Origin of the sequence: Dactylosporangium sp. NPDC005572, from assembly GCF_040605515.1 — a bacterium.
Lineage (GTDB): Bacteria > Actinomycetota > Actinomycetes > Mycobacteriales > Micromonosporaceae > Dactylosporangium.
In genome coordinates this window covers 39,136-58,951 of sequence record NZ_JBEXCY010000055.1, presented here as the reverse complement: position 1 = coordinate 58,951, position 19,816 = coordinate 39,136, and the positions used below count along the sequence as shown (strand labels likewise).

Below are 19,816 nucleotides of genomic sequence, written 5' to 3'. Positions count from 1 at the left end.
TACAGGTTGTCGCCCGGGGTGCTCCAGTCGCCGAGGAGCAGCAGGTGCGTGGTCGGGTTGACCTCGCTGGCCTTGATGGCGTTGATGTGCCTGACGGCCAGCTGCTTGTAGTTGTACGTCCCGGTGCTGCCCCACTGCTTGTCCGCGAGGAGTAGCCCGAACGCGACGTCCAGGTCGCCGTCGGTGGCGGAGTCGGAGCCGTTGACGCTGCGGCAGGATGCGTCCTGCTCGGCCGCGAGCAGGTCCGGGTTGTTCACCGACGGGTGGGCCAGCATGTACTTGACCATCCCGTCGAAGATGGTCTTCGCGTTCGGGTCGGCGCCGGCCATGGTCGCCACGATGACCATGCCGTAGCCCTGCGCCTCGGCCACGTAGGGATGATCGGCGTCCGGCGAGATGATCTGGTACCAGCCGTTGCCGCAGTTCTGCTTGACGAACGCCGCCTTCCACTTGTTGTAGTACGTGACGACCGCCTGGTCCACGGCGGCCTGCGTGCCGCTCGGGCGCAGTGTGCCGGCCGCGTACGGGAAGCGGTGGCTGCCGAAGGGGACCGCCGGGCCGCCCGTTGCCTGGTCCACCTCGAGCCAGTCGACGTTCGGTCCGCCGTTGACGGTCGTCGCCGTGGCCCGGATCGTGTTGGTCCCGGCGTTGAGCGCGGCCGTGATCGTCTTGCTCTGCCAGGTGTCCCAGGTGCCGGTGCCGTTGAACGCCGAGGCCGCGGCGACGGTCGTGCCGTTGACGGCGATGTCCATCGGCCGGTTGGTGGTCGTGCCGTTGGCGAACCTGATGGTGAGCGTCGCGCTGCCGGCGGCCGCGGCGGTCACCGACCACTGCACTGACGAGCCGGCGACGTTGTCGTAGTTGACGAATCCGGTACCGCTGTAGCCGGCGTGGTTGGACTCCACGACGCCGGCCGCGACTGTGGCGTTCTCCGCCTCGTATCTCGTGGTGGCCGCCTCGGCAGGCAGCGAAGGCCGCAGGACGGTCGCCACCACCCCGGCGGCGATCAGGGCGGTGATCCAGCGGCGTGCCGTTCGCGTTCCTGTTACGTTCATCGATCCTCCATGGCGGGCGACTCCGGGTCGGTCGGCGTTGGCCGAGCGGTCCGGGGCACGCTGCATCGACCGGCGCGGCAGCTACCGGCTGAGAGAAGAGAATTGTTAGGCAGGTTGCCTGATAGTTAGAAATGGGACCATCGCATCGACGGTCATGTCAACCGTCAATCCGGTTGCCGGTCCCACCCGTGGCGACGCCCGACCTAGAGAACGCCGACGCGACCACGGGGGCCCCGCCGCCGGCCCTGGAACACCGACGGCGGCCCGGACACCGTCGACCTCCGAGCCGACGGGCGTTGCCGATCCACCGGTTCCGGCCATTGACAGAGGCCGGTGAAGGCGCCTACCTTTGCGCGCAACTGTTAGTCAGTCTGCCTATTAGTCGCCGGAAGTTCACGCCCCACCCGGATCACCAGAACTTCCGGAGACGGTGATCGCGGTCTGCACCGTCGACGACGACGCGCCCCTGCCGGGCGCGGCCGGCGCGGCGGTCTCCGCGGTGCGCGAGACCCTCCTCGCCGCACTGCGCCCACCCTGTCCTGAGGAGGATGCCTTGCGTCGTCTCACCATCCTCGCCGCCGCGACGCTCGTCCTGGCGGCCTGTACCCCGGGGACCAAGGAGAAGCCGATCGCCGATCCCGGCGCGGACGTCTCCGGCACCGTGGAGTTCTGGCACTTCTTCACCGACCGCGAGGCCGAGGCGATCGACGCCGTCGTCGCGGACTTCCAGACCGCCCACCCGAAGATCAAGGTCGTGGTGAAGTCGGGCCAGGACGACTCCAAGATGACCCAGGCGATCGGTGGTGGCCAAGGGCCGGACGTCGGGCTGTCCTACTCCACCGACATCGTCGGCCAGTTCTGCGCCAGTGGAGCGTGGCTCGACCTCAACCAGTACATCGCCCGGGACAAGGTGTCGATGGACGCATTCCCGCAGACCGTCAAGCAGTACACGGAGTACAAGGGCAAGCGGTGCTCCATGCCGGTGCTCGCCGACGCGTACGGGCTGTACTACAACAAGAAACTCTTCGCCGAGGCGGGCATCGCCGGCCCTCCGAAGACCCTGGAGGAGTTCGCCGAGGACGCGAAGAAGCTGACCAAGCGCGGCCCGGACGGCAGCATCCAGACGGCCGGATTCCTGCCGCTGTTCGGCTTCTACGAGAACACCCCGTCCCACCTGGGCCCGATGGTCGGCGCGCAGTGGCTCAAGGGCGACGGCTCGTCGGCGATCGGCGCCGACCCGGGCTGGCCGCAGCTGCTGAAGTGGCAGAAGGATCTCGTGGACTGGTTCGGCTACGACAAGCTCGAGGCGTTCCGCGCGTCGCTCGGCGACGAGTACTCCGACGCCAACGCCTTCCAGAAGGGTCAGGTCGCGATGGCGATCGACGGCGAGTACCGCATCGCGTTCGCCAAGGACCAGGCGCCGGAGCTGCAGTTCGGGGTCGCCCCGATGCCGGCGTCCACCGCGGACCGCTACGGCGCCGGATACGTCACGGGCAACGTCATCGGCATTTCGCGTACCGCGAAGAACCCCGAGGCGGCGTGGGAGCTCATCCGGTATCTCACCACCGACACCAAGGCGATCGTCAAGCTGTCCAACAGCTTGAAGAACATCCCGTCCACAAAGGATGCCCTCGCCTCGCCCGACCTGAAGATGGACGCCGAGTTCAAGACGTTCGTCGACATCTTCAACCACCCGAAGACCACCACGACGCCGCCCTCCTCGGCCGGGCCGGCCTACCAGGAGACGTTCCAGAACTTCTGCGACAGCTGGCAGAGCGGTGGCGCGTCCGACCTGAACGCCGGGCTCGCGGGCGTCGACAAGCAGGTCAACTCGCTGCTGCAACTGGGCGGGTAGCGTGCACCCGAAGCTGCGTCACATGCTGACCGTCGCCTCGTTCATGGCGCCGGCGACGGTCGGCATCGTGGTCTTCTTCCTGTACCCGCTGGGCTCCGCGGTCTACTTCTCCTTCACGAAGTTCGACCTGGTCTCCGTACCGGAGTGGGTCGGGCTGCGCAACTACCGGCACCTGTTCGACGACGCGTTCCTCAACATCGCGGCGAAGAACACGCTGTGGTTCGTCGTCTTCATGGTGCCGGCGCGGATGCTCGGCGGGCTGGGCAGCGCGCTGCTGCTGACCACCCTGAAGCGCGGCAGCGGGGTGTACCGCACGATCTTCTACCTGCCCGCGCTCGCCCCGCCGGTCGCTGCCACCCTGGCGTTCGTCTATCTGCTCAAGCCCGGCGTCGGGCCGGTGAACACGCTGCTGGGGCACGTCGGCATCGATGGTCCGCTGTGGTTCAACTCACCGGACTGGTCGAAGCCGTCGCTGGTCCTGCTGGGACTGTGGGGCGTCGGGGATGTCATGGTGCTGTACCTCGCCGCGCTCCTGGACGTGCCGGCCGCGCAGCACGAGGCGGCGGCGCTGGACGGCGCGAACGCGTGGCAGCGGTTCCGCCACGTGACGCTGCCGCACATCTCGCCCGTCGTCGTGTTCACCGCGGTCATCGGGGTCATCACGACGCTGCAGTACTTCACCCAGGCGGCCGTCGCGGCGTCGGCGGCGAGCGGCCAGGCGACGACCGGCGCCGGCATCTCCTCGACGTTCGGCTACCCGGAGGGGTCGACCTTCACGTACCCGCTGTGGCTGTACGTCGTCGGCTTCCGGTACGGCGCCCTCGGCTACGCCAACGCGCTCGCCGTGGTGCTGTTCGTCGTCGCGTTCGCGGTGTCGCTGCTGTTGCTGCGCCGCACCATCAACCCGGAGCGTGCCTCGTGAACCGCACCTTGGTGTTCGTCGCCCGGCACAGCCTTGCGATCGCGTTGTGCGTCATGTTCGTCGCGCCGGTCGGGTTTCTGCTGCTGACCTCGTTCATGAGCGACGCGCAGGCGCTGACGTCGTCGTACTGGCCGTCCTCGTGGCACCCGTCGAACTACGCCGAGGTCTTTGCGCGTACGCCGATGCCGCGGTACCTGCTCAACACGGTGCTGTACTCGCTCGTCGCCACGCTGTTCATGCTGTTGTCGAGCGTGCCGGCCGCCTACGCCCTGGCCAAGCTGCGCTGGCGCGGGCAGGGTGCGGTGCTCGTCGTCATCGTCTGCATGATGATGATCCCGCCACAGGTCACGACGATCCCCCTGTACCTCATGTGGGCGAACGCGGGCCTCACCGGCACGCTCTGGCCGCTGGTGCTGCCGATGCTGTTCGGCGACGCGTTCTCCATCTTCCTGCTCCGCCAGTTCCTGCTCACCATCCCCGGCGAGTACCTCGACGCGGCCCGGGTCGACGGCTGCGGCGAGTGGCGCACGCTGCTGCGCGTCGTGCTGCCGATGGCCCGCCCCGGGATCGCCGCCGCGGCGCTGTTCCAGTTCTTCTACGCCTGGAACGACTACTACGGTCCCCTGCTGTACACCAGCGAGAATGAACACAACTGGACGCTCTCGCTGGGCCTCGCGTCGTTCCGGACCCTGCATCACGTGCAGTGGAACCTCGTCAGTGCGGCGACCATATTGACGATAATCCCTGTGGTGGTGGTGTTCTTCTTCGCCCAGCGCGCCTTCGTGCAGGGTGTCACGCTGACGGGAGTCAAAGGTTGACTCGGCTGCCAGCCGCCGCACCACGGTCGCGAGCCGGTCCGCGGCCGAGCCCAGCAGCGAACGTCAGCGGTCGTCGGGAGACAGCTCCGGGTGGTCGAGCACGGCGGTGTCAGCCGCGAACGCCGCAGCCAGCCCGCCGGGCAGGATCGTCAGCGCCCGCGCCGGTCCAGGCAGGATCATGCGGTCGAGCACCCGCCGCAGGCGCAGGTCGACAAGGTGCACGGCACCGTCGGCGGTGGCGACGGCCGCGACCGGGCGATCGCCGAGTCGCCCCACGTCGCACGCCGTCACAGGTCCGGGCACGACGGTCGGCTCCTCGACCGTCCACGTGTCGAGGTCGATGACGTGGACGGCCCGCTGGTCCGAGGCGGCGAGCAGGGCGTACTGGCGCTCGTCCCAGCGGAAGGGCAGCAGCTGCTGCAGTCCTCCGGTGACGGGGACGGGGAGCGGCGGGTCGACGGCTGTGCCCGTGTCGAGCCGCCACCGCCGCAGCGGGCCGCCCCGCTCGACGGCCGCCAGCCGGTAGCCGTCCGCCGCGGACCACACGGCCAGTGCGGAGACCAGCCCTGTGTGCCCGGAGTGGACGGCCTGGAAGCTCTGTGAGAACGGCTGGAGGCCGTGCTCGACCGGTTCACCTGTCGCGGCGTCCCACATGGCGATGCCGCGGCGCACGTCGTCGGCAAGCACGACCGGGCGGCCATGGCGTACCGATACGACGGCGTGCGTCCCGGCGAGGCTGCCGAGCCGTTGGACCTCCCCGGTGGTAAGGTCGACGCGCCACAGCGCCGCCTGCGACTGGGCGAACGCGTAGCCGCCGGCCACGCACAGGACACGGGACTCGTGTGCGCGCCAGATCCGCCGCGCGCCACCGGGATCGGCGACATGCCACCGGACCAGTCCTTCCCGGTCGGCGGAGAGCACCTCGACCCGACCGTCCACGGAGAACACGACGCCGGGTCCGGGAACCTCACCGGCCGCCGGCGGCGCGCTGCCGGGCTCCGGGACGCGCCACAGGCGTACCGTGCCGTCGCGGCTCGCCGTCACGACCGCTGGCGCGCCGTCGACCGCGACGACCGCGGAGCCCACCAGGTTGCCCTCGTGGCCGGGCAGCCGCGCGGGCAGCGGCGTACCGGTGAGCACGTCGATCTCCCGCGGTTCGACGTGTCCGGCCAGGACGACGGGCCGCCCGGCCCGCGACGCGACGGTCAGGGCGGGCACGCGCAGCCCGAGCCGTGGCGTGACGCTCACCAGCTCACGGCGGCCCAGGTCCCAGGTGCGCACCGTGCCGTCGTCGCTGCCGCTGACCAGCAGCGTCCGCCCGTCGACCACGAGCGACGCCAGGGCGGTCACCGGCTGTTCGTGGCTCACGAGCGGCTCGCCGGTCTCCCGCATCGTGACGACATCCCAGGTACGCACGGCGCCGTCCCCGCCGCCCGTGACGGCGACCGGGACAGCGCCGTCGAGGACGAGCAGGCTGTAGACCCAGCGCGCAACGGGTTCGGTCGCCGCCAGCAGCTCGCCGGTCAGCAGGTGGCGCACCTCCAGCCGCTGGGTGCCGCCGAGGACCACCGGCAGCCGGCCGTGCAGCCACAGCGGCCCGAGCACGCTGGTGAACCCGCCGGCGGCGAAGTGCATCGGCGCGGCCACCGCCATGCCGGTCAGTGCGTCGAAGCTCTGCGTGACACCGCCGCGCGCGGCCAGGATCCGGGGCCGGCCGTCGGGGCCGACCGCGCCGGCGAGGACGTCCTGCGCCGCGCCGGTGGGGATCAGCGGGCCGGCCTGCCGCCCGGTGGCGAGGTCGAACCGGCGCAGCTGGCCGTCGTCGCCGGACACCACGGCCGTCGGGCGGCCGGCGAGGTCGAGCACGCACAGCGCCGTCCACGCCGTGAACGTCGCCGCCCGCAGGACGCGGAGCTGGTCGGGGCTGGTCGACGACCCGCTGGCCCACCGTGTCCGCCACCGCGGTCCGCTGCCGTCCGCCAGCGCCCCGGCGAGCGCCAGGTCGCCGAGGCGTACCGCGTCGAGCTGCAGCAGGCGGCGGCGCTCCTGCGGCGGCAGGGCGGTGTGCTGGTGAGCCGAGGTGCGGTAGACGGCCGCCGCCGACCGCGCCGCTCGGGTGGACACCGCCGCCAACGCGGCGAGCACCGCCGACGGGTCGGCGTGGGTCAGCAGCCCGGCGTCGGTGACGAGGGCGTCGACCTCACCGAGCTCGCGGGCGTACTCGAGGATATGGCGCAGCACGTAGGGCGACGCGGTCTCCCACCGTGCCGGGCCGTCGTCGTCGGGCCGGACCGCGCCGGTCAGGGCGTCGAGGCACGCTCGCACGGCCAGCTCAGTCGTCATCGGGCCACCTCCAGCAGCAGCTGCGGATCCTGGCGCAGGGCGTCGACGAGGCTCTGGTGGTAGAGCCGGAACAGGGGCGTACCGTCGGTGTCCACCGCGCGGCGCAGGTAGAAGCCCGCCTGCGCGGCGGCCCGGCCCAGGTCGTCCGGCGCCGCCGGCTCCCCGGCCAGCCGCTCGGCGATCAACGCCGCGATCTCGGCCGGCATACCGTCACCGCGGGCCTGCGCGAAGCCGGCCAGCAGCGGCCCGAGCCAGCGGGACGTCCCGACCCGCAGCAGATCCAGCCGCAGCATGGTGGTGATGCCGGTCGGGACGGCCGACCCGAGGCCTTCGGCTGCGGCGGCGTCGGACAGCATCGGGCGCACCGCGGAGGCCTGCTCGGCGTAGGCGCGGGCGAGCAGGAACTCGCCGACCTCCGGCTGCTCCGTCGTCAGCCGGACCGCGACAGCCTGCCCGAACGTGTCGGCGCACGGCTCGGCCCAGCCGCCCTCGGCGCGCACGATCCGGGCCGCGAGCGCGGCGAGCTGCGCCCCGAGGGATGTTTCGACGGCGGTGTCGAGGTCCCGTTCGATGTACCTGGGCAGCGCGCGCAGCCACCGCCAGCGCTCGTCGGGCCGCGCGGACACCAGCATGCGGCACAGCGGCCGGCCGTCCCAGCCGGCGGTGGTGAGCAGCGGGCGCAGCAGGGTCGCCTCGACCGCGCCCGGATCGGCCGCCTCGTCGAGGCCGTCCACGACGAGCACGGGTGCGACGCTCAGCCGCCCGAACGCCGACAGCAGCCCCTCGATGTCGTCGAGCGCGTCGACGGCGCCGGGGTCGATCGCGCGGCGGACCTGCACCGTCAGCTCGTCCACCGACCGGCCGCGCAGCTGGACCAGCGCATGCGGGTGCTCGGCCGCCAACGGGCCGCAGCCGCCCGGCAGCGCGCCGAAGACGCCGGGCGCCCCGGCGCGCAGCCCCTCGTCCGTGAGTCCGGCCGCGACGCTCAGCAGCGCCGACTTGCCGGCGCCGGCGCGGCCCGTGATGAACAGCAGCGGCGGTTGCGCTCGTTCGTGCAGCCATTCGCCGAGGAGGCCGAGCGCGCCGTCGCGGGCACGCACCCCGCCGAGCAGGGCGAGGTCGCCCAGGTGAGCGGCAAAGTCCCCGGCGGCGGCCGACAGCGGGCCGGGCCGGTCACGTGCGTGTGCGGGGTTCGGGAAGAACGGCGGTTCGCCCACACCGTCGACGCCGACGACCCGCAGCGGCGGCTGTTCCCCGGCGGCGTCGAGGACCCGCTGAATCTCACGACGGATCCGCTGCGGCGGCACGTGACGTACCGTCTCGTCGAGGTCGAGCTCGCCGTCGGCCAGGTCCCACAGGACCGACGTGAGCGCGCGGGTCAGCCGCCCCGCGCACACCTCCCCGCCGCCCAGGGCCGAGATGATCCACGTGCGCCGGTCGCCGGCGAGCTGCGTACGGCTGACGATGAGATGGTCGGTGTGGCAGGCGTCGAGCACCAGCAGGGTCGGCGCGGCCACGTCGGCGTCCTCGACGTCGTCCAGCCAGGCATCCACATCGTATGAGGGGCTGCCGCCCGACGGGGCGATGCGCGTCCGCCCGCTGCGGCCGGCCTCGGCGTGGCTGATCACGCCCACAACGACGGCCGCCTGCTCCCGCGCCGCGGCGGCGGCCAGACCGAACGCCTGCGACAGTTGCCCTGCGTCGGGCTCGACCAGGACACCCTGCGGAAGCTCGTACCCGAGGACGCTCAGGACACCCCCGAGGGAGCCGGCGATCTCACCTGCCGCCCGCACGTCGGGGCGCGTGCCGTCAAACGTGACCGGGGCGGCCACGACGGCGTACCGGCCCGCTTCCCGCAGGACCGACGGGACCGGTTGGGGCTCCGTGCGTACCGCCGGATCAGGGACGTGCAGGTGCACGGAGAGCGACCGGTCCTTGGTGACGAGCGTCGCGGGCCAGAAGTCCTCGGGGGCAAGCCCGCCGTAGCGGGGCGTGATGACGCCGCGGTAGACCGGATCGGACAGGGCGAGGACGAAGCCCGATCCGGCGTGGCGCTCGAGCGCCTTGCGCAGGTGCGCGGCGTCACACATGCGGCAGACGTCGATGACGGTGTCGCCGGCGAAGCCGTTGTCGGCCTCGTCGACGGGTCCCTCGTGGATGGCCACGCGCAGGCGCAGCGGTTCGAGGCCCGCGCCGGCCGCGCCACCCGGGGCGGCCAGCTCGTCACGCAGTGCCGCCACGAAGCCCCGGACGAACCGCGGCTCGTCGATGCCCGCCGGCAGGACGCTCAGCTCACCGTCACCGCTCGGCTGCCTGATCCACAGTGATCGCGGTACGTTGCCCGCCGCCGCGGCGACGCCCAGCACCCGCAGAAGCCGGCCCTGCGCGGCGGCGTGCCGGGGCGCGCCCCGATGGCTGTACTTCTCGATGTCGACTGCGACGCACAGGCGGCGCACGCCGTGAGCGGGCATGCGACAAGAGTAGCTTCTGCCGCTTTTCCGGCACCCGTAAGGTTCCAGGTACTGCGGCGCAGCACCCCTCGACACACTGTGTGTCGCCCACAGACGTGGGCCTGTCCACCCTCCCCGATGGATAGGAGATCCCGGTGCCGGGCCGGTCCTGCGGAATCCACAGTGGAGGGACGTAGGTGCAGTCACTCAGGCGAACGATCGGGGAACTCATGGAAGCACGCACGTCGGCACCGTCCCAATGGGCAAGGAAGGTGAGACGACTCGCGGTCGCGGCGGTCCTGATGACCACGTCCGTGGCAGCAGTACAGGTCACGTTGGCCGGCCCGGCTCAAGCGGCGGGCTGGGTGAGGCCGTTGGCGAACTACACCACCAGCGGTGGATACACGGGGCCGCAGCCCGGCCACAACGGCGTCGACATCATGGCACCGACGAACACGGACATCCGGGCGGCCTCGGGCGGCGTCGTGGAGCAGGCCCAGTGGGACAACGGGTGCGGCTGGTACGTCGGGATTCGCCACTCCACCAACGAGGGCACCCTCTACTGCCACATGGTCTCGCAGCCGCTGGTGTCCGTCGGTCAGAGCGTCAGCACGGGGCAGGTGATCGGCCGGGTGGGCTCGACGGGCAACTCGGGGGCACCGCACCTGCACTTCCAGACGCACGTCGGGACGTCGATGAGCGAGTACAACACGACCGACCCGATGACGTTCATGTCGGCCCGTGGGGTCAACCTCGCCAGCGGCAGCCCGCCGCCGACCACCCCTCCGCCGAGCGGCGGACCGTACAACGTCACCACCTACGCCAACGCGCCCGGCTACGCGTCGGCGACCAGCACCACCCAGACCGGCACGCTCAACGCCGGTACGAACTACGTCTACTGCAAGTACTGGGGCCGCAATGTCGGCAACAGCACCTCGTACAACCACTGGTGGCTCAAGACCGACCTTGACAGTGGGTCGCCGTGGCAGAACCAGTACGTCTCCGCCTACTACCTGAGCAACTGGGGCAACGACGAGGCCCTGACCGACAACGGCGTCACGATCCCCACCTGCTCCGGCGGTGCCAAGCCGGTGCAGCAGTACTGGGTGACGACGTACGGCGACGCGCCCGGCTTCTCCTCGGCGTGGTCCACCACGCTGTCCGGATGGCTCTACGGCGGCAGCAACTACGTCTACTGCAAGGTCTGGGGACGCGAGATCCGCAGCGGCAGCAGCTACAACCACTGGTGGCTCAAGACCGACCTGGACAGCGGGTCGTCGTGGCAGAACCAGTACGTCTCCGCCTACTTCCTGAGCAACTGGGGTAACGACGAGGGGTTCGCCGACAACGGCGTCTCCATCCCGAGCTGCTGACCTGACCCCGGTGACACTGGGCGCCGCGCCTCCGGAGCGCGGCGCCCCCTCCGCGACCGCCGCAGTCCGGTAGTTCACCCCCAAACTGCCAGGTCACGGCGCCGCGTTCGCACGGTACAGGATGGCCCACCTACGATCGCGGCATGGAGCGCAACCGCGCAGCACCGGGTGAGTCCGGGCGGGGCATCGTCGTGCAGAGCGCCGACGATCCGCCGACGGTGCTCAATCTCGCGCCCGGAACGTCCGCGACCTTCGGTCGCGGCAGCCGGGACACCCAGGTCGACCTGGTGCTGCCCGACGCGGCCGTCTCCCGCCTCGCCGGCCGAATCACCGCCGTGGAGGACTACTGGCTGATCAGCAACCTCAGCCAGCGCACCACCTTCGTGATCCAGAACCCGGAAGGCGGCGGGGAGTTCGTCAAGGTCGCCCCGCGCCGGCTCGACATGCCGGTCCCGTTCGAGTTCGCGCGGGTCGTCGTGCCCAGCACCGGCCGGCCGTCCGCCTTCTACGTGTTCGCCCCGCAGCACCTCTACGCCGACCACCAGGCGCAGCCCGACGGTCCGGCCGACTCGACCCGCATGGCCTTCCCGCTGGACGAGACCGCGAAGTACTTCAAGGTGCTCGTCGCGCTGTGCGAACCGCGGCTGCGTGACCCGTCCTCGCCGGTGATCCGCACGGTACCGGAGATCCTCAAGCGGCTCGGCGGGGCCGGGCTGTCCCGATCGGCGGTCAACTTCCACATCGACTACCTGGCCCGCACCAAGCTGCGGGTCAGGGCGTCCGCCGCCGAGGCGGTGGCCGCCAACGAGCCGGACAAGGCCGACTGGCAGCGCGCGGCACTCGTGTCGCTCGCGCTGCAGTTCGACCTGGTGCGCGAGGAGCACCTCACGCTGCTGCCGCCGTCCTGACTGGCAGGCTGGTCAGGACGGCCGGGGTACCGGGCGGTACGTGTCGAGGGCCGCCTGCAGGCGGGGCATGTACTCGCGCAGGGCCGGCCGATCCGGCACACCACCCGCTTCGTGCACCTTGGCTTCCGAGGTCCGCCACGCCGCGACCAGATTGATCATCGGGTCGCCGGGCACGTCGTGCAGGAGCGGCGCAAAGCGGCAGAGGTAGTCGCCCATCGGCGGGATGGACATCTCCGGCGGGAACGGCGGCTTCGGCTCGGTCTCCCGCTGCGCGGGCGGCAGGTAGTACTGCAGGACATTCGGCGTCCAACGCGCAATGCCGTACTCGTTCTGCACCGGGTCGCTCAGGTCCGGGTCGAAGTTGCTCTCCGCCTTGAGGATCGCGGCGACGAGATAGGGCGTGACCGCCGGCTCGTTCGGGCACTTCGTGCCCGCCTCGATGATCAGGTCGTAGTACTGCCGCGGGATGTCCGCGTCGGTGCGGAAGTACCGCTCGTAACCGATCGCGGTCGGACCGGCCGACCCGGCCACCCGGTCCGGCGCGCCGGCCGCCTGGTCGCGGCTGGCGTACGTCGCGCCGCCCGCAACCATCACCGCGGCGATGCCGGCCAGCGCCAGGGGGCGGGCGGGTTGCCAGGGCCGGCGCGCCGGCACGCCGGCCTTCGCCACCGCGTCACCCGCGCGGCGCCGCAGGCTCTCGGCCGTGTGCCGCAGCCGTGTGCGGTGATCCGGCGCAAGGCAGTCGACGATGAACGCCCGCCACTGCGGCGTCAGGCCGTCCGGCAGTGCGAGCGCGGCGCGACCCTCGGCGAACTGGCGGGCGGCCGCAGTACGGGCCCGGGACGTGACGCCGGCGAACGGCAGCTGCCCGGTGAGCAGCTGGCACGCGGTGACCCCGAGAGCCCAGATGTCGGCGGTCTGCCGGACCGCGACACCACCCGGCCGGAGCCCCTCGGCCCAACGCTCCGGCGGAACGTAGTCCGCGGTACCGCCGGGCGGCAGGTAGGCGTGCGTACCGTCCAGCTCCGCGGCAAGGCCGAAGTCGGCAAGCCGGACGGAGCCATCGGCCATCAGCAGGATGTTGCTCGGCTTGAGGTCACCGTGCACCCAGCCGGCCTTGTGCAGGCAGGCGAGGCCGGCGCACACCTCGGTGATCAACCGGCTCGCCGCCGGCAGCCCGCCGCCGGTCGCGGCGAGCGCCGTGGCCGCAGTGCGCTCCGCGAGCTCCAGCACAATCACGGTCGCGCCGTCGAGCTCGGGCTCCGCCGGGTCGTCGACGACCAGGCTGTCGAGGAGCTTGACGAGGTTCGGATGGCTGAGCCGGCGGTGCACGGCCAGTTCGCGACCAGCCATGTCGGCCAGGTGGGACAGCTGGCGTGAGGTGAGCGTCCCGGTCGGGATGAACTTGAGCGCCGCCTGCTCACCGGTGTCGCGCACGGCGGCGTACACGGCGCTCCAGCTGCCGCTGGCCAGCCCCCGGGTCACCCGCCACGAACCGACGCGGTAACCATCCGGCACCCGCACCGTCCAACGCGCTTCGGTCATCGGTCCTCCGCCCCAAGGACATCGGGAGAATGCCGTTCATCGATGGGACCTTTACACGATGCCGGCGCGCCGGGTCAATGGGTGGGATCTTTCGTCCGCTCTGGCGCGGATTCGGTGATCGTTCGTCGTTGATGTCCATCGGCCAGGAGGACTCGGCACGTCCCGCTTCGGCCACCGGCGCTCCCCGCGGCCCGGAACTTTTCGCGGACCGGTGCCGCTCTAACCTGGCATGGTGGACGGCCCGATCCTGGTGGTGGACTTCGGCACCTCGACGTCGGCGGCAGCGCTGGTGTCCGACCGCGGCGTGCGGCTGCTGAAGGAGTCCGGCAGCGGCTCCTACTCCTGGCCGTCGGCGGTCAGCCTCCGCGACGGGCAACTGCTCGTCGGCACCGCCGCCGAGCGCCGCAAGCGGGCCGACCCGCCCGGCTACCGGGCGGAGTTCAAGCGTGACCTCGGGCAGAGCGCGCCGGTACCGCTGGGCGAGCAGCTGTTCGCCGTGCGGGACCTCGTCGCCGCCATGTTGGCGGCCTTCGCCCGGCACGCCGCCGACCTGCACGGCGGGCCGGTCGACCGGCTGCTGCTCACCGTGCCGGCGTCCTACGGCGACGGCGACCCGCGCCGGGCGGTGATGCTCGAGGCCGGGGCGCTGGCCGGGTTCGAGGAGGTCGAGCTGCTCGCCGAGCCGGTCGCCGCGAGCCTCGCCCCCGTCGCCGGCGCCGGCTTCGGCCCCGGCGACCTGGTGCTCGTGTACGACTTCGGCGGCGGTACGTTCGACACCGCCCTCGTCCGGTTCGGCGCGCAGGGCTTCGCCGTCGCCGGGCACGCCGCCCTCGACGACGCCGGCGGCCGGGACATCGACGCGCTGCTGTCCGCCCACGTGCTCGCCATCGGCGGGCCGGACCTGTCGGCCAGCCTGGTGCCGGCCGAAGGCGACCGGCTCACCCGGATGCGGCTGGCGATGCAGCTCGGCGACTTCGTCCGCGCCGCCAAGCACCAGCTCACCGACGACACCGAGGTCGAGGACCACGTGACCGCGGTCGCTCCTGCGCTGCTGCTGCGGCGGGCCGAGCTGGAGTCGCTGACCGCCGGCGTGCTGGCCCGTACGGTCGACTGCTGCCGGGAGCTGCTGGGGCGCTGCGGAGTGCGGCCGGCCGAGCTGACCGCCGTGCTCGTCGTCGGCGGTACCTCTCGAATGCCGGCGGTCGCCGACGCCGTCGGGGCGGCGTTCGGGCGGCCGGTCCGCCGGCCCGAGGACCCGGACCTGGCCGTCGTCGAGGGCGCCGCCGTCCTGGCCGGCCGGGACGCACCCGCCGGCCTCGACCCGGAGGTCAAGGTCCCCGGACGGGACGAGCTGCGGTGGGCCCTGCCCGGCGGGGGCCGGCTGGTCCGGACCCTCGCCGCCGCGGGCCAGCGGTTCGCGCCGGCGGCCTCGCTGGCCGTGGCCCGCGACGGCACCGGCACCCGGTGGCGTCTGCTGGCACCGCCGTACGACGGGGTACTCACCGGCTGGGCGACCGGCCCGGACCGGCCCGTCGCCGCCGGGCAGTGGCTGGCCGCGACCGGGCCGGCCCCCGGCGTGCGCTACCTGCTCGACGAGCCGCAGCTGGTCACCGAGCTCCCCGGGCTCGGCGGTGCTTACCTGGCGGCGTTCACCCCGGCCGGCACCCACCTGGTCACGGCCACGGCGACCGGCGTGGTCCTGCGCGAGGCGGGGACCGGCCGGGCCCTGCGGGAGCTGGCCGGGCACACCACGTTCCTCATGGAGGCGCGGTTCACCGCCGACGGGCACCGGCTGGTCACGGCGGGCGGCACGACGGCCCGCCTGTGGGACGTCGCCACCGGGCAGCGCCTGCTGACGCTGCCGCACAAGGGCATCGTCTTCGACGCCGCCATCAGCCCCGACGAGCGGTGGATGGCGACCGCCGGCGGGGACGACCGGGCGGTCGTCTGGGACGCGGCGACGGGCCGGAAGCGGCACACGCTGCGCCACCGCGGCCAGGTCCGGTCGGTCGCGTTCGGCCCGGACGGGCGTGAGCTCGCCACCGCCGACATCGACGGGGTGTCCGTGTGGGACCTGCAGACCGGCCACCTGCTGCGGCGGTTCAAGCGGTACCTGGCCCGCCGGCTGCTGTTCAGCCCCGCCGGCGACCGGATCGTCTCGCTGCACTGGCCGCACTTCGGATCGGTGGTGCTCGACGCCCACTCCGGCGAGCCGGTCGTCGAACTACGGCACCGCGACGCCGCCGACCGGCGCGGGATCGTCGAGCGCGGGGCGTTCAGCCCGGACGGACGGTGGCTCGCCATCGCGACCGACGACGGCGTGGCCACCGTCTGGGACCCGGCGACGGGCGAGCGCCTCATGTCGATCACGACGCGGGAGCGCGTCACGTCGGTCTCGTTCTCGCCCGACGGGTCCCTGCTGGCGGTCGGCGCGGTAACCGGCCGGATCTGGCGGATCGCGAGCTAGCCCCCGAGCACGGCCGCCGTTCGGCACGGCACAATGCACCCGTGTCGATCTCCGTGGAAGACGCTCCCAAGGCTCGCATCGTCACGGCGTTGCTGCGGGACGGCGACCGAGTACTGCTGTGTCACCGATCTCCCCAGCGCCGTTGGTATCCCGACGTCTGGGATCTGCCCGGTGGCCACGTGGAGCCCGGGGAACTTCCTGGCTTGGCACTTGCTCGAGAGCTCCGAGAGGAATTGGGCATCGACATCGCGGCGCCGTTGGGTCCGCCCGTGCAAGAAGTTCATGGCGACACGTTCGACATGCAGATCTGGCTGATCGAAGCGTGGACGGGGTCTCCGGTCAACGTCGCGCCAGACGAACACGATGCCATCGCGTGGTTCACGGAAGACGCACTCGGAGATTTGTCCTTGGCCCATGACAGCTACCTTGCGATGTTCCGCAGGGTCCTTGCCGAGCACCGGGCCTGACCGCGACTCATGGCCCAGAAACGTCTGTACGGTGCGGTACTGTCCAGCGCATGAGTGGTGGCGTCTGACACCGGTCGGTGGAGGTTCGGCGTGTTCATTGACGGTGACCAGTTCCCGTTCCTGGCCGATCTTCGCCGAGCATGGCGAGACATCCGGGCGGAGTGTTTGACGCTGGGCGACGAATCGTTCGAGCCCTGGGTACAACGCGAGATGTACGGAACCGGCTGGAGCGTCTACGGACTCGTCGCGTTCGGCACCCGCATCGACGCGGCGCTGGCGAACTGCCCGCGCACCGCAGACGCGTTGAGTCAGATCCCGGGCCTCACGACCGCGGGCTTCTCCCGCATGGTTGCCGGGACGCACATCAAGCCCCATCAGGGCTGGGTCACGACTGTCTACCGCGCTCACCTGGGCTTGGTGGTGCCGGACGGCGACTGCGCATTGCGGGTCGGCTCGCAGACCCGGCCCTGGCGCGAAGGAGGCCTGTTCGTCTTCGACGACACCGTCGATCATGAGGCGTGGAACTACTCCGCGAGCACGCGCACGGTGCTGCTGTTCGATTTCCTCCGACCCGGGCGGACCATGGACGAAGTCGACGAACTGCCGCCGGAGGTGGCAGCCGCTGTGCGGCGCCGAACCCGAGACCAGAATTAGCAGCCCAAGCCCAAGGCAACGCGAACGTTCTCGAGTACCTCGTCGGGGCCGAGCGAGATCGAGACGTCACCCCGCAGTCTTCCGGACGGTTCAGCCGACGGCCTTCGGGAGCACCAGTTCGGCGAACACGGCTCTGTGGTCGCTCCCCGCGACCCGATGGAGCACGACCTTCCGCACCCCGACGCGCTCGTCGGCGAGGATGTGGTCGAGCGTCACGCTCGGGAAGTACCACCGGTTGTCGTACGGCCACGACGGGGAGAGTCCGGCACCGGCGACGTCGGCGGCGTCGTGGTACCCCTTCGCCAGCACCCGGCGGAACGCCTTGTGGTCGAGGCTCGAGTTGAAGTCGCCCATGAGCAGGTTGACCGGCCCGCTCGGGGTGGCCGCCGGCTGCGCCGCGAGATCGGCCAGCCAACAGGCGTCCGACGCGCGGCCCATCGGGGCGCACGGGTGCGCCGACTCGACGTACACCTCCTGGGCTCCTGGCACCTGCACTCTGGCGTGTGCCTGCACGAAGCCGCCGGCGAGCTGCCGGTATCCCTTGTCCGCGAGCGGGAAGCGGCTGTAGACGGCCGAGCCGCCCGCATCGGCCCGCGGATAGGTGACCGCGTCGGGCAGTGTCTCCTCCAGCCCGGCCGCGCGCAGTGCGGTGCGCCCTTCCTCGGTGTACTCCTGGACGGCGAGCAGGTCGACGGCGCCGTCGCGGACGAGGCGCACGATCTGGCCGGGGTCGGCCTGGCCGTAGAGCATGTTGACGGTCATCACCCGCAGCGTCGGCCCTGCCGGACCCCCGGCGTCGGTATCGGCGACCCAGCGCGGCAGGATGCACGCGGCGAACGCGACCGCCACCACCGCCGCCGCGACCGCCGGCCAGATCCGTTTCGTCAGCACCGCGAGCGCCAGCGGCACCACCGAGACCACCGCGACATACGGGGTGAAGGCGATGAGCTGGATGGTCGGGTAGCCGCGCTCCAGGCCGAACACCCGCGCCGCCGCCCACACCGCGAACGGCGCGATGAGCACCCACAGCAGCACGGTCAGCCACCGGCGCCGCCGGGGGTCGACGGCAGGCGACGCGAGCGGCAGGGATTCCTCGGTGCTGATCATCCCGTCAAGGGTAGGGGAATGGGCAAATCGGCCGCGACGACCCGCCACCCGCTCAGTTGCCAGCCCTGCAGCGGTCAGCGGGGCCTGTCGTACGATTCCTCGGTACCGGCCAGAACGCGCAGTCAGCGGCAGAAGAGTGCGCCGCAGCACTCACCACGTGCAGTGCGGACGGAACCGGGGAACTGGCCGTTACTTGTCGGCTCATGGCGGGGCTCCGGTTCCAACTCCGGACAGACGTGGCCAGACTGCGCTGTTAGCGTTGTCCCTTCAGCGGGGGGAGAGCGGATGACATCGACCGCGTTTCGTATCGGCGGGGATCTGGAGGTACGGCGGCTCGGGTTCGGGGCCATGCACTTGCCCACCGAGCCGGTCCCGGCCCGCGAGTCCTCTCTCGCGCTGGTCCGGCGAGCCGTCGAGCTGGGCGTCACGCTGATCGACACCGCCTACTTGTATGGCGGGGGAACCAATGAGGAACTCCTCGCCGAGGCCCTGTACCCCTACCCGGATGGGCTGCTCATCACCACCAAGGTCGGCGTTGCGCGATCAGGCCCGTCAGGCGAGTGGAGGCTCGACGGGCGGCCAGCTGTCCTGCGCGCGCAAGTCGAGCAGGCGCTGCGCCGACTGCGCGTCGAGCGGATCGAGTTGCTTCAGCTGCACCGTGTCGATCCGGAGACGCCGCTCGCCGACCAGCTCGGCGCGCTGCGGGACCTCCGGACCGAGGGCAAAGTCGGTCGGATCGGGCTGTCCGAGATCACCGTCGCCGAACTCGACCAGGCACGAAAGATCGTTGACGTGGCGAGCGTGCAGAACCGTTACAACGTGCTTGACCGCGAGCATGAACCCGTCCTCACGGCCTGCGAGCGGGCGGGGATCGCGTTTCTGCCATGGCGTCCTGTCGCGGCAGGAGCGTCGGGGGCGAAGGCCGAAATCGCCGCCGTGGCGGCTGAGCTCGGTGCCACTCCCACACAGGTTGCGCTCGCCTGGCTCCTGAGTCGATCGCCGGTCATGCTCCCGATCCCCGGCACTGCCCGGGTGAGTCACCTGGAGGAGAATCTCGCTGCGGAACGTTTCCATCTGACCCGAGCCCACTGCGCCCGCTTGGAGCAGTTGCACAAGTCGGCGTAGGGCTCTTGTCCCGGTTCCAGGACGACGCCCATCTCGCTTCTGACGTCACGCGCGTGGCGAATTACTCGAGGTTTTCCCGGGAGATCGGCGGCCCGATGCGAAGATCCCGGAATGTAGCTTGCAGACCGGCACGCTCTGGCGAGCAGCACATGATGCCGACGTCCACAGTGGCGGGAAGGTCGAGATAACCAAGGCGCAACAACTGCCAGGGACCGTCGCCGCTGCGGCAGTGCACGGTCACTGCGGCGCCGAAGCGGGTGACTCGCATCGAGACCTCGCTGGGAACCCCCGCGATCGGCGCCATCGACACGTCTGAGAACTGACGTGTGAAGACTGTGCTGATCTGCACAGCGCCCGACGTGACCTCCAGGCCGGTCTTCAGCCAGTTGCGCTCGTCGGCTCGGATCATCATGCCGGCCTGGTCGAACCGTGTCGTATGCGTGGCAGACACGATGACCTCGGCAGTGAAGTCACCAGTCGTCGGCTGGTAGAAGAAGTGCCCGTTGTCGGTGGTCCAGCCGTAGAACGTCTCGCGCCAAAAGTCGGTCCTCAGTTCCGTGACTGCGCGCAGGACGCCGTCCTCCAGCGACCAGTCACGCGGCTCGTTCAACCACGACATGTTCTTCAGCACGGCGCAGAGCGTAATCGCCGGGCGGCCCCCGCGCAGACCCTTACGACGCCGTCCGATCTCGAAGGACGCTCAGCACGGCACATCCGGTCATCGGCC

The 19,816-nt window shown here is 71.3% G+C and carries 15 protein-coding genes; 9 read left to right on the top strand and 6 right to left on the bottom strand.

The genetic code is table 11. The features are described from left to right. On the bottom strand, positions 1-1,055 hold a 1,055-nt coding region (locus tag ABZS66_RS25610; protein ID WP_354761748.1), incomplete at its 3' end, for a glycosyl hydrolase family 8. A gap of 430 nt (positions 1,056-1,485) precedes the next feature. On the opposite strand from ABZS66_RS25610, the gene ABZS66_RS25605 reads away from it, so the two are divergent. Genes ABZS66_RS25605 through ABZS66_RS25595 form a run of 3 tightly spaced genes read left to right on the top strand, consistent with a single transcriptional unit; the run spans position 1,486 to position 4,650 of the window. Then, entirely contained in the window at positions 1,486-2,910 is a 1,425-nt protein-coding gene (locus ABZS66_RS25605) for an ABC transporter substrate-binding protein (protein ID WP_354761746.1), read from the top strand. A gap of 22 nt (positions 2,911-2,932) precedes the next feature. Further along, complete coding sequence (locus tag ABZS66_RS25600) at positions 2,933-3,832, top strand: sugar ABC transporter permease (protein ID WP_354761744.1); 900 nt, start codon at positions 2,933-2,935, stop codon at positions 3,830-3,832. Beyond that, a complete protein-coding gene (locus ABZS66_RS25595) occupies positions 3,829-4,650 on the top strand; it encodes a carbohydrate ABC transporter permease (RefSeq protein ID WP_354761742.1) in 822 nt (273 codons plus the stop codon). The genes ABZS66_RS25600 and ABZS66_RS25595 overlap by 4 nt, the downstream gene beginning before the upstream one ends. Before the next feature lie 63 nt (positions 4,651-4,713). Here the strand turns inward: ABZS66_RS25595 and ABZS66_RS25590 are convergent, their stop codons facing one another. Together ABZS66_RS25590 and ABZS66_RS25585 are read right to left on the bottom strand one after the other, a co-directional pair. Then, positions 4,714-6,993: a hypothetical protein gene (locus ABZS66_RS25590; protein ID WP_354761740.1), complete on the bottom strand. Its 2,280-nt coding sequence runs from the start codon at positions 6,991-6,993 to the stop codon at positions 4,714-4,716. Beyond that, positions 6,990-9,464, bottom strand: a complete 2,475-nt coding sequence (locus tag ABZS66_RS25585) for a hypothetical protein (protein ID WP_354761738.1) — start codon at positions 9,462-9,464, stop codon at positions 6,990-6,992. Before ABZS66_RS25585 ends, ABZS66_RS25590 begins: the two co-directional genes overlap by 4 nt. Before the next feature lie 353 nt (positions 9,465-9,817). Here ABZS66_RS25585 and ABZS66_RS25580 point away from each other — a divergent pair, with 353 nt between their 5' ends. Both ABZS66_RS25580 and ABZS66_RS25575 read left to right on the top strand, forming a co-directional pair. Continuing rightward, the gene (locus ABZS66_RS25580; RefSeq protein ID WP_354761736.1) at positions 9,818-10,816 is read left to right on the top strand and encodes a M23 family metallopeptidase; all 999 of its coding nucleotides are present in this window, start codon (positions 9,818-9,820) and stop codon (positions 10,814-10,816) included. A gap of 143 nt (positions 10,817-10,959) precedes the next feature. After that, a complete protein-coding gene (locus ABZS66_RS25575) occupies positions 10,960-11,724 on the top strand; it encodes an FHA domain-containing protein (protein ID WP_354761734.1) in 765 nt (254 codons plus the stop codon). Positions 11,725-11,736: 12 nt separating this feature from the next. Here ABZS66_RS25575 and ABZS66_RS25570 read toward each other — a convergent pair whose 3' ends face one another. Continuing rightward, positions 11,737-13,269 (bottom strand): protein kinase, encoded by a 1,533-nt coding sequence (locus ABZS66_RS25570; RefSeq protein WP_354761733.1) that lies wholly within the window; start codon positions 13,267-13,269, stop codon positions 11,737-11,739. A gap of 232 nt (positions 13,270-13,501) precedes the next feature. Here ABZS66_RS25570 and ABZS66_RS25565 point away from each other — a divergent pair, with 232 nt between their 5' ends. The 3 genes from ABZS66_RS25565 (at position 13,502) to ABZS66_RS25555 (ending at position 16,857) form a co-directional block, all read left to right on the top strand. Then, complete coding sequence (locus ABZS66_RS25565) at positions 13,502-15,736, top strand: Hsp70 family protein (RefSeq protein WP_354761731.1); 2,235 nt, start codon at positions 13,502-13,504, stop codon at positions 15,734-15,736. Between the two features lie 41 nt (positions 15,737-15,777). Next, a complete protein-coding gene (locus ABZS66_RS25560) occupies positions 15,778-16,203 on the top strand; it encodes an NUDIX hydrolase (RefSeq protein ID WP_354761729.1) in 426 nt (141 codons plus the stop codon). A 90-nt stretch (positions 16,204-16,293) separates the two neighbouring features. Further along, positions 16,294-16,857, top strand: a complete 564-nt coding sequence (locus tag ABZS66_RS25555) for an aspartyl/asparaginyl beta-hydroxylase domain-containing protein (RefSeq protein ID WP_354761727.1) — start codon at positions 16,294-16,296, stop codon at positions 16,855-16,857. Positions 16,858-16,947: 90 nt separating this feature from the next. Here ABZS66_RS25555 and ABZS66_RS25550 read toward each other — a convergent pair whose 3' ends face one another. Further along, positions 16,948-17,964: an endonuclease/exonuclease/phosphatase family protein gene (locus ABZS66_RS25550; RefSeq protein ID WP_354761725.1), complete on the bottom strand. Its 1,017-nt coding sequence runs from the start codon at positions 17,962-17,964 to the stop codon at positions 16,948-16,950. Positions 17,965-18,249: 285 nt separating this feature from the next. On the opposite strand from ABZS66_RS25550, the gene ABZS66_RS25545 reads away from it, so the two are divergent. Beyond that, a complete protein-coding gene (locus ABZS66_RS25545; protein WP_354761723.1) occupies positions 18,250-19,089 on the top strand; it encodes an aldo/keto reductase in 840 nt (279 codons plus the stop codon). Positions 19,090-19,150: 61 nt separating this feature from the next. On the opposite strand, the gene ABZS66_RS25540 is transcribed toward ABZS66_RS25545, so the two are convergent. Then, a complete protein-coding gene (locus ABZS66_RS25540; protein ID WP_354761721.1) occupies positions 19,151-19,720 on the bottom strand; it encodes a DUF1349 domain-containing protein in 570 nt (189 codons plus the stop codon). Positions 19,721-19,816 lie beyond the last annotated feature (96 nt).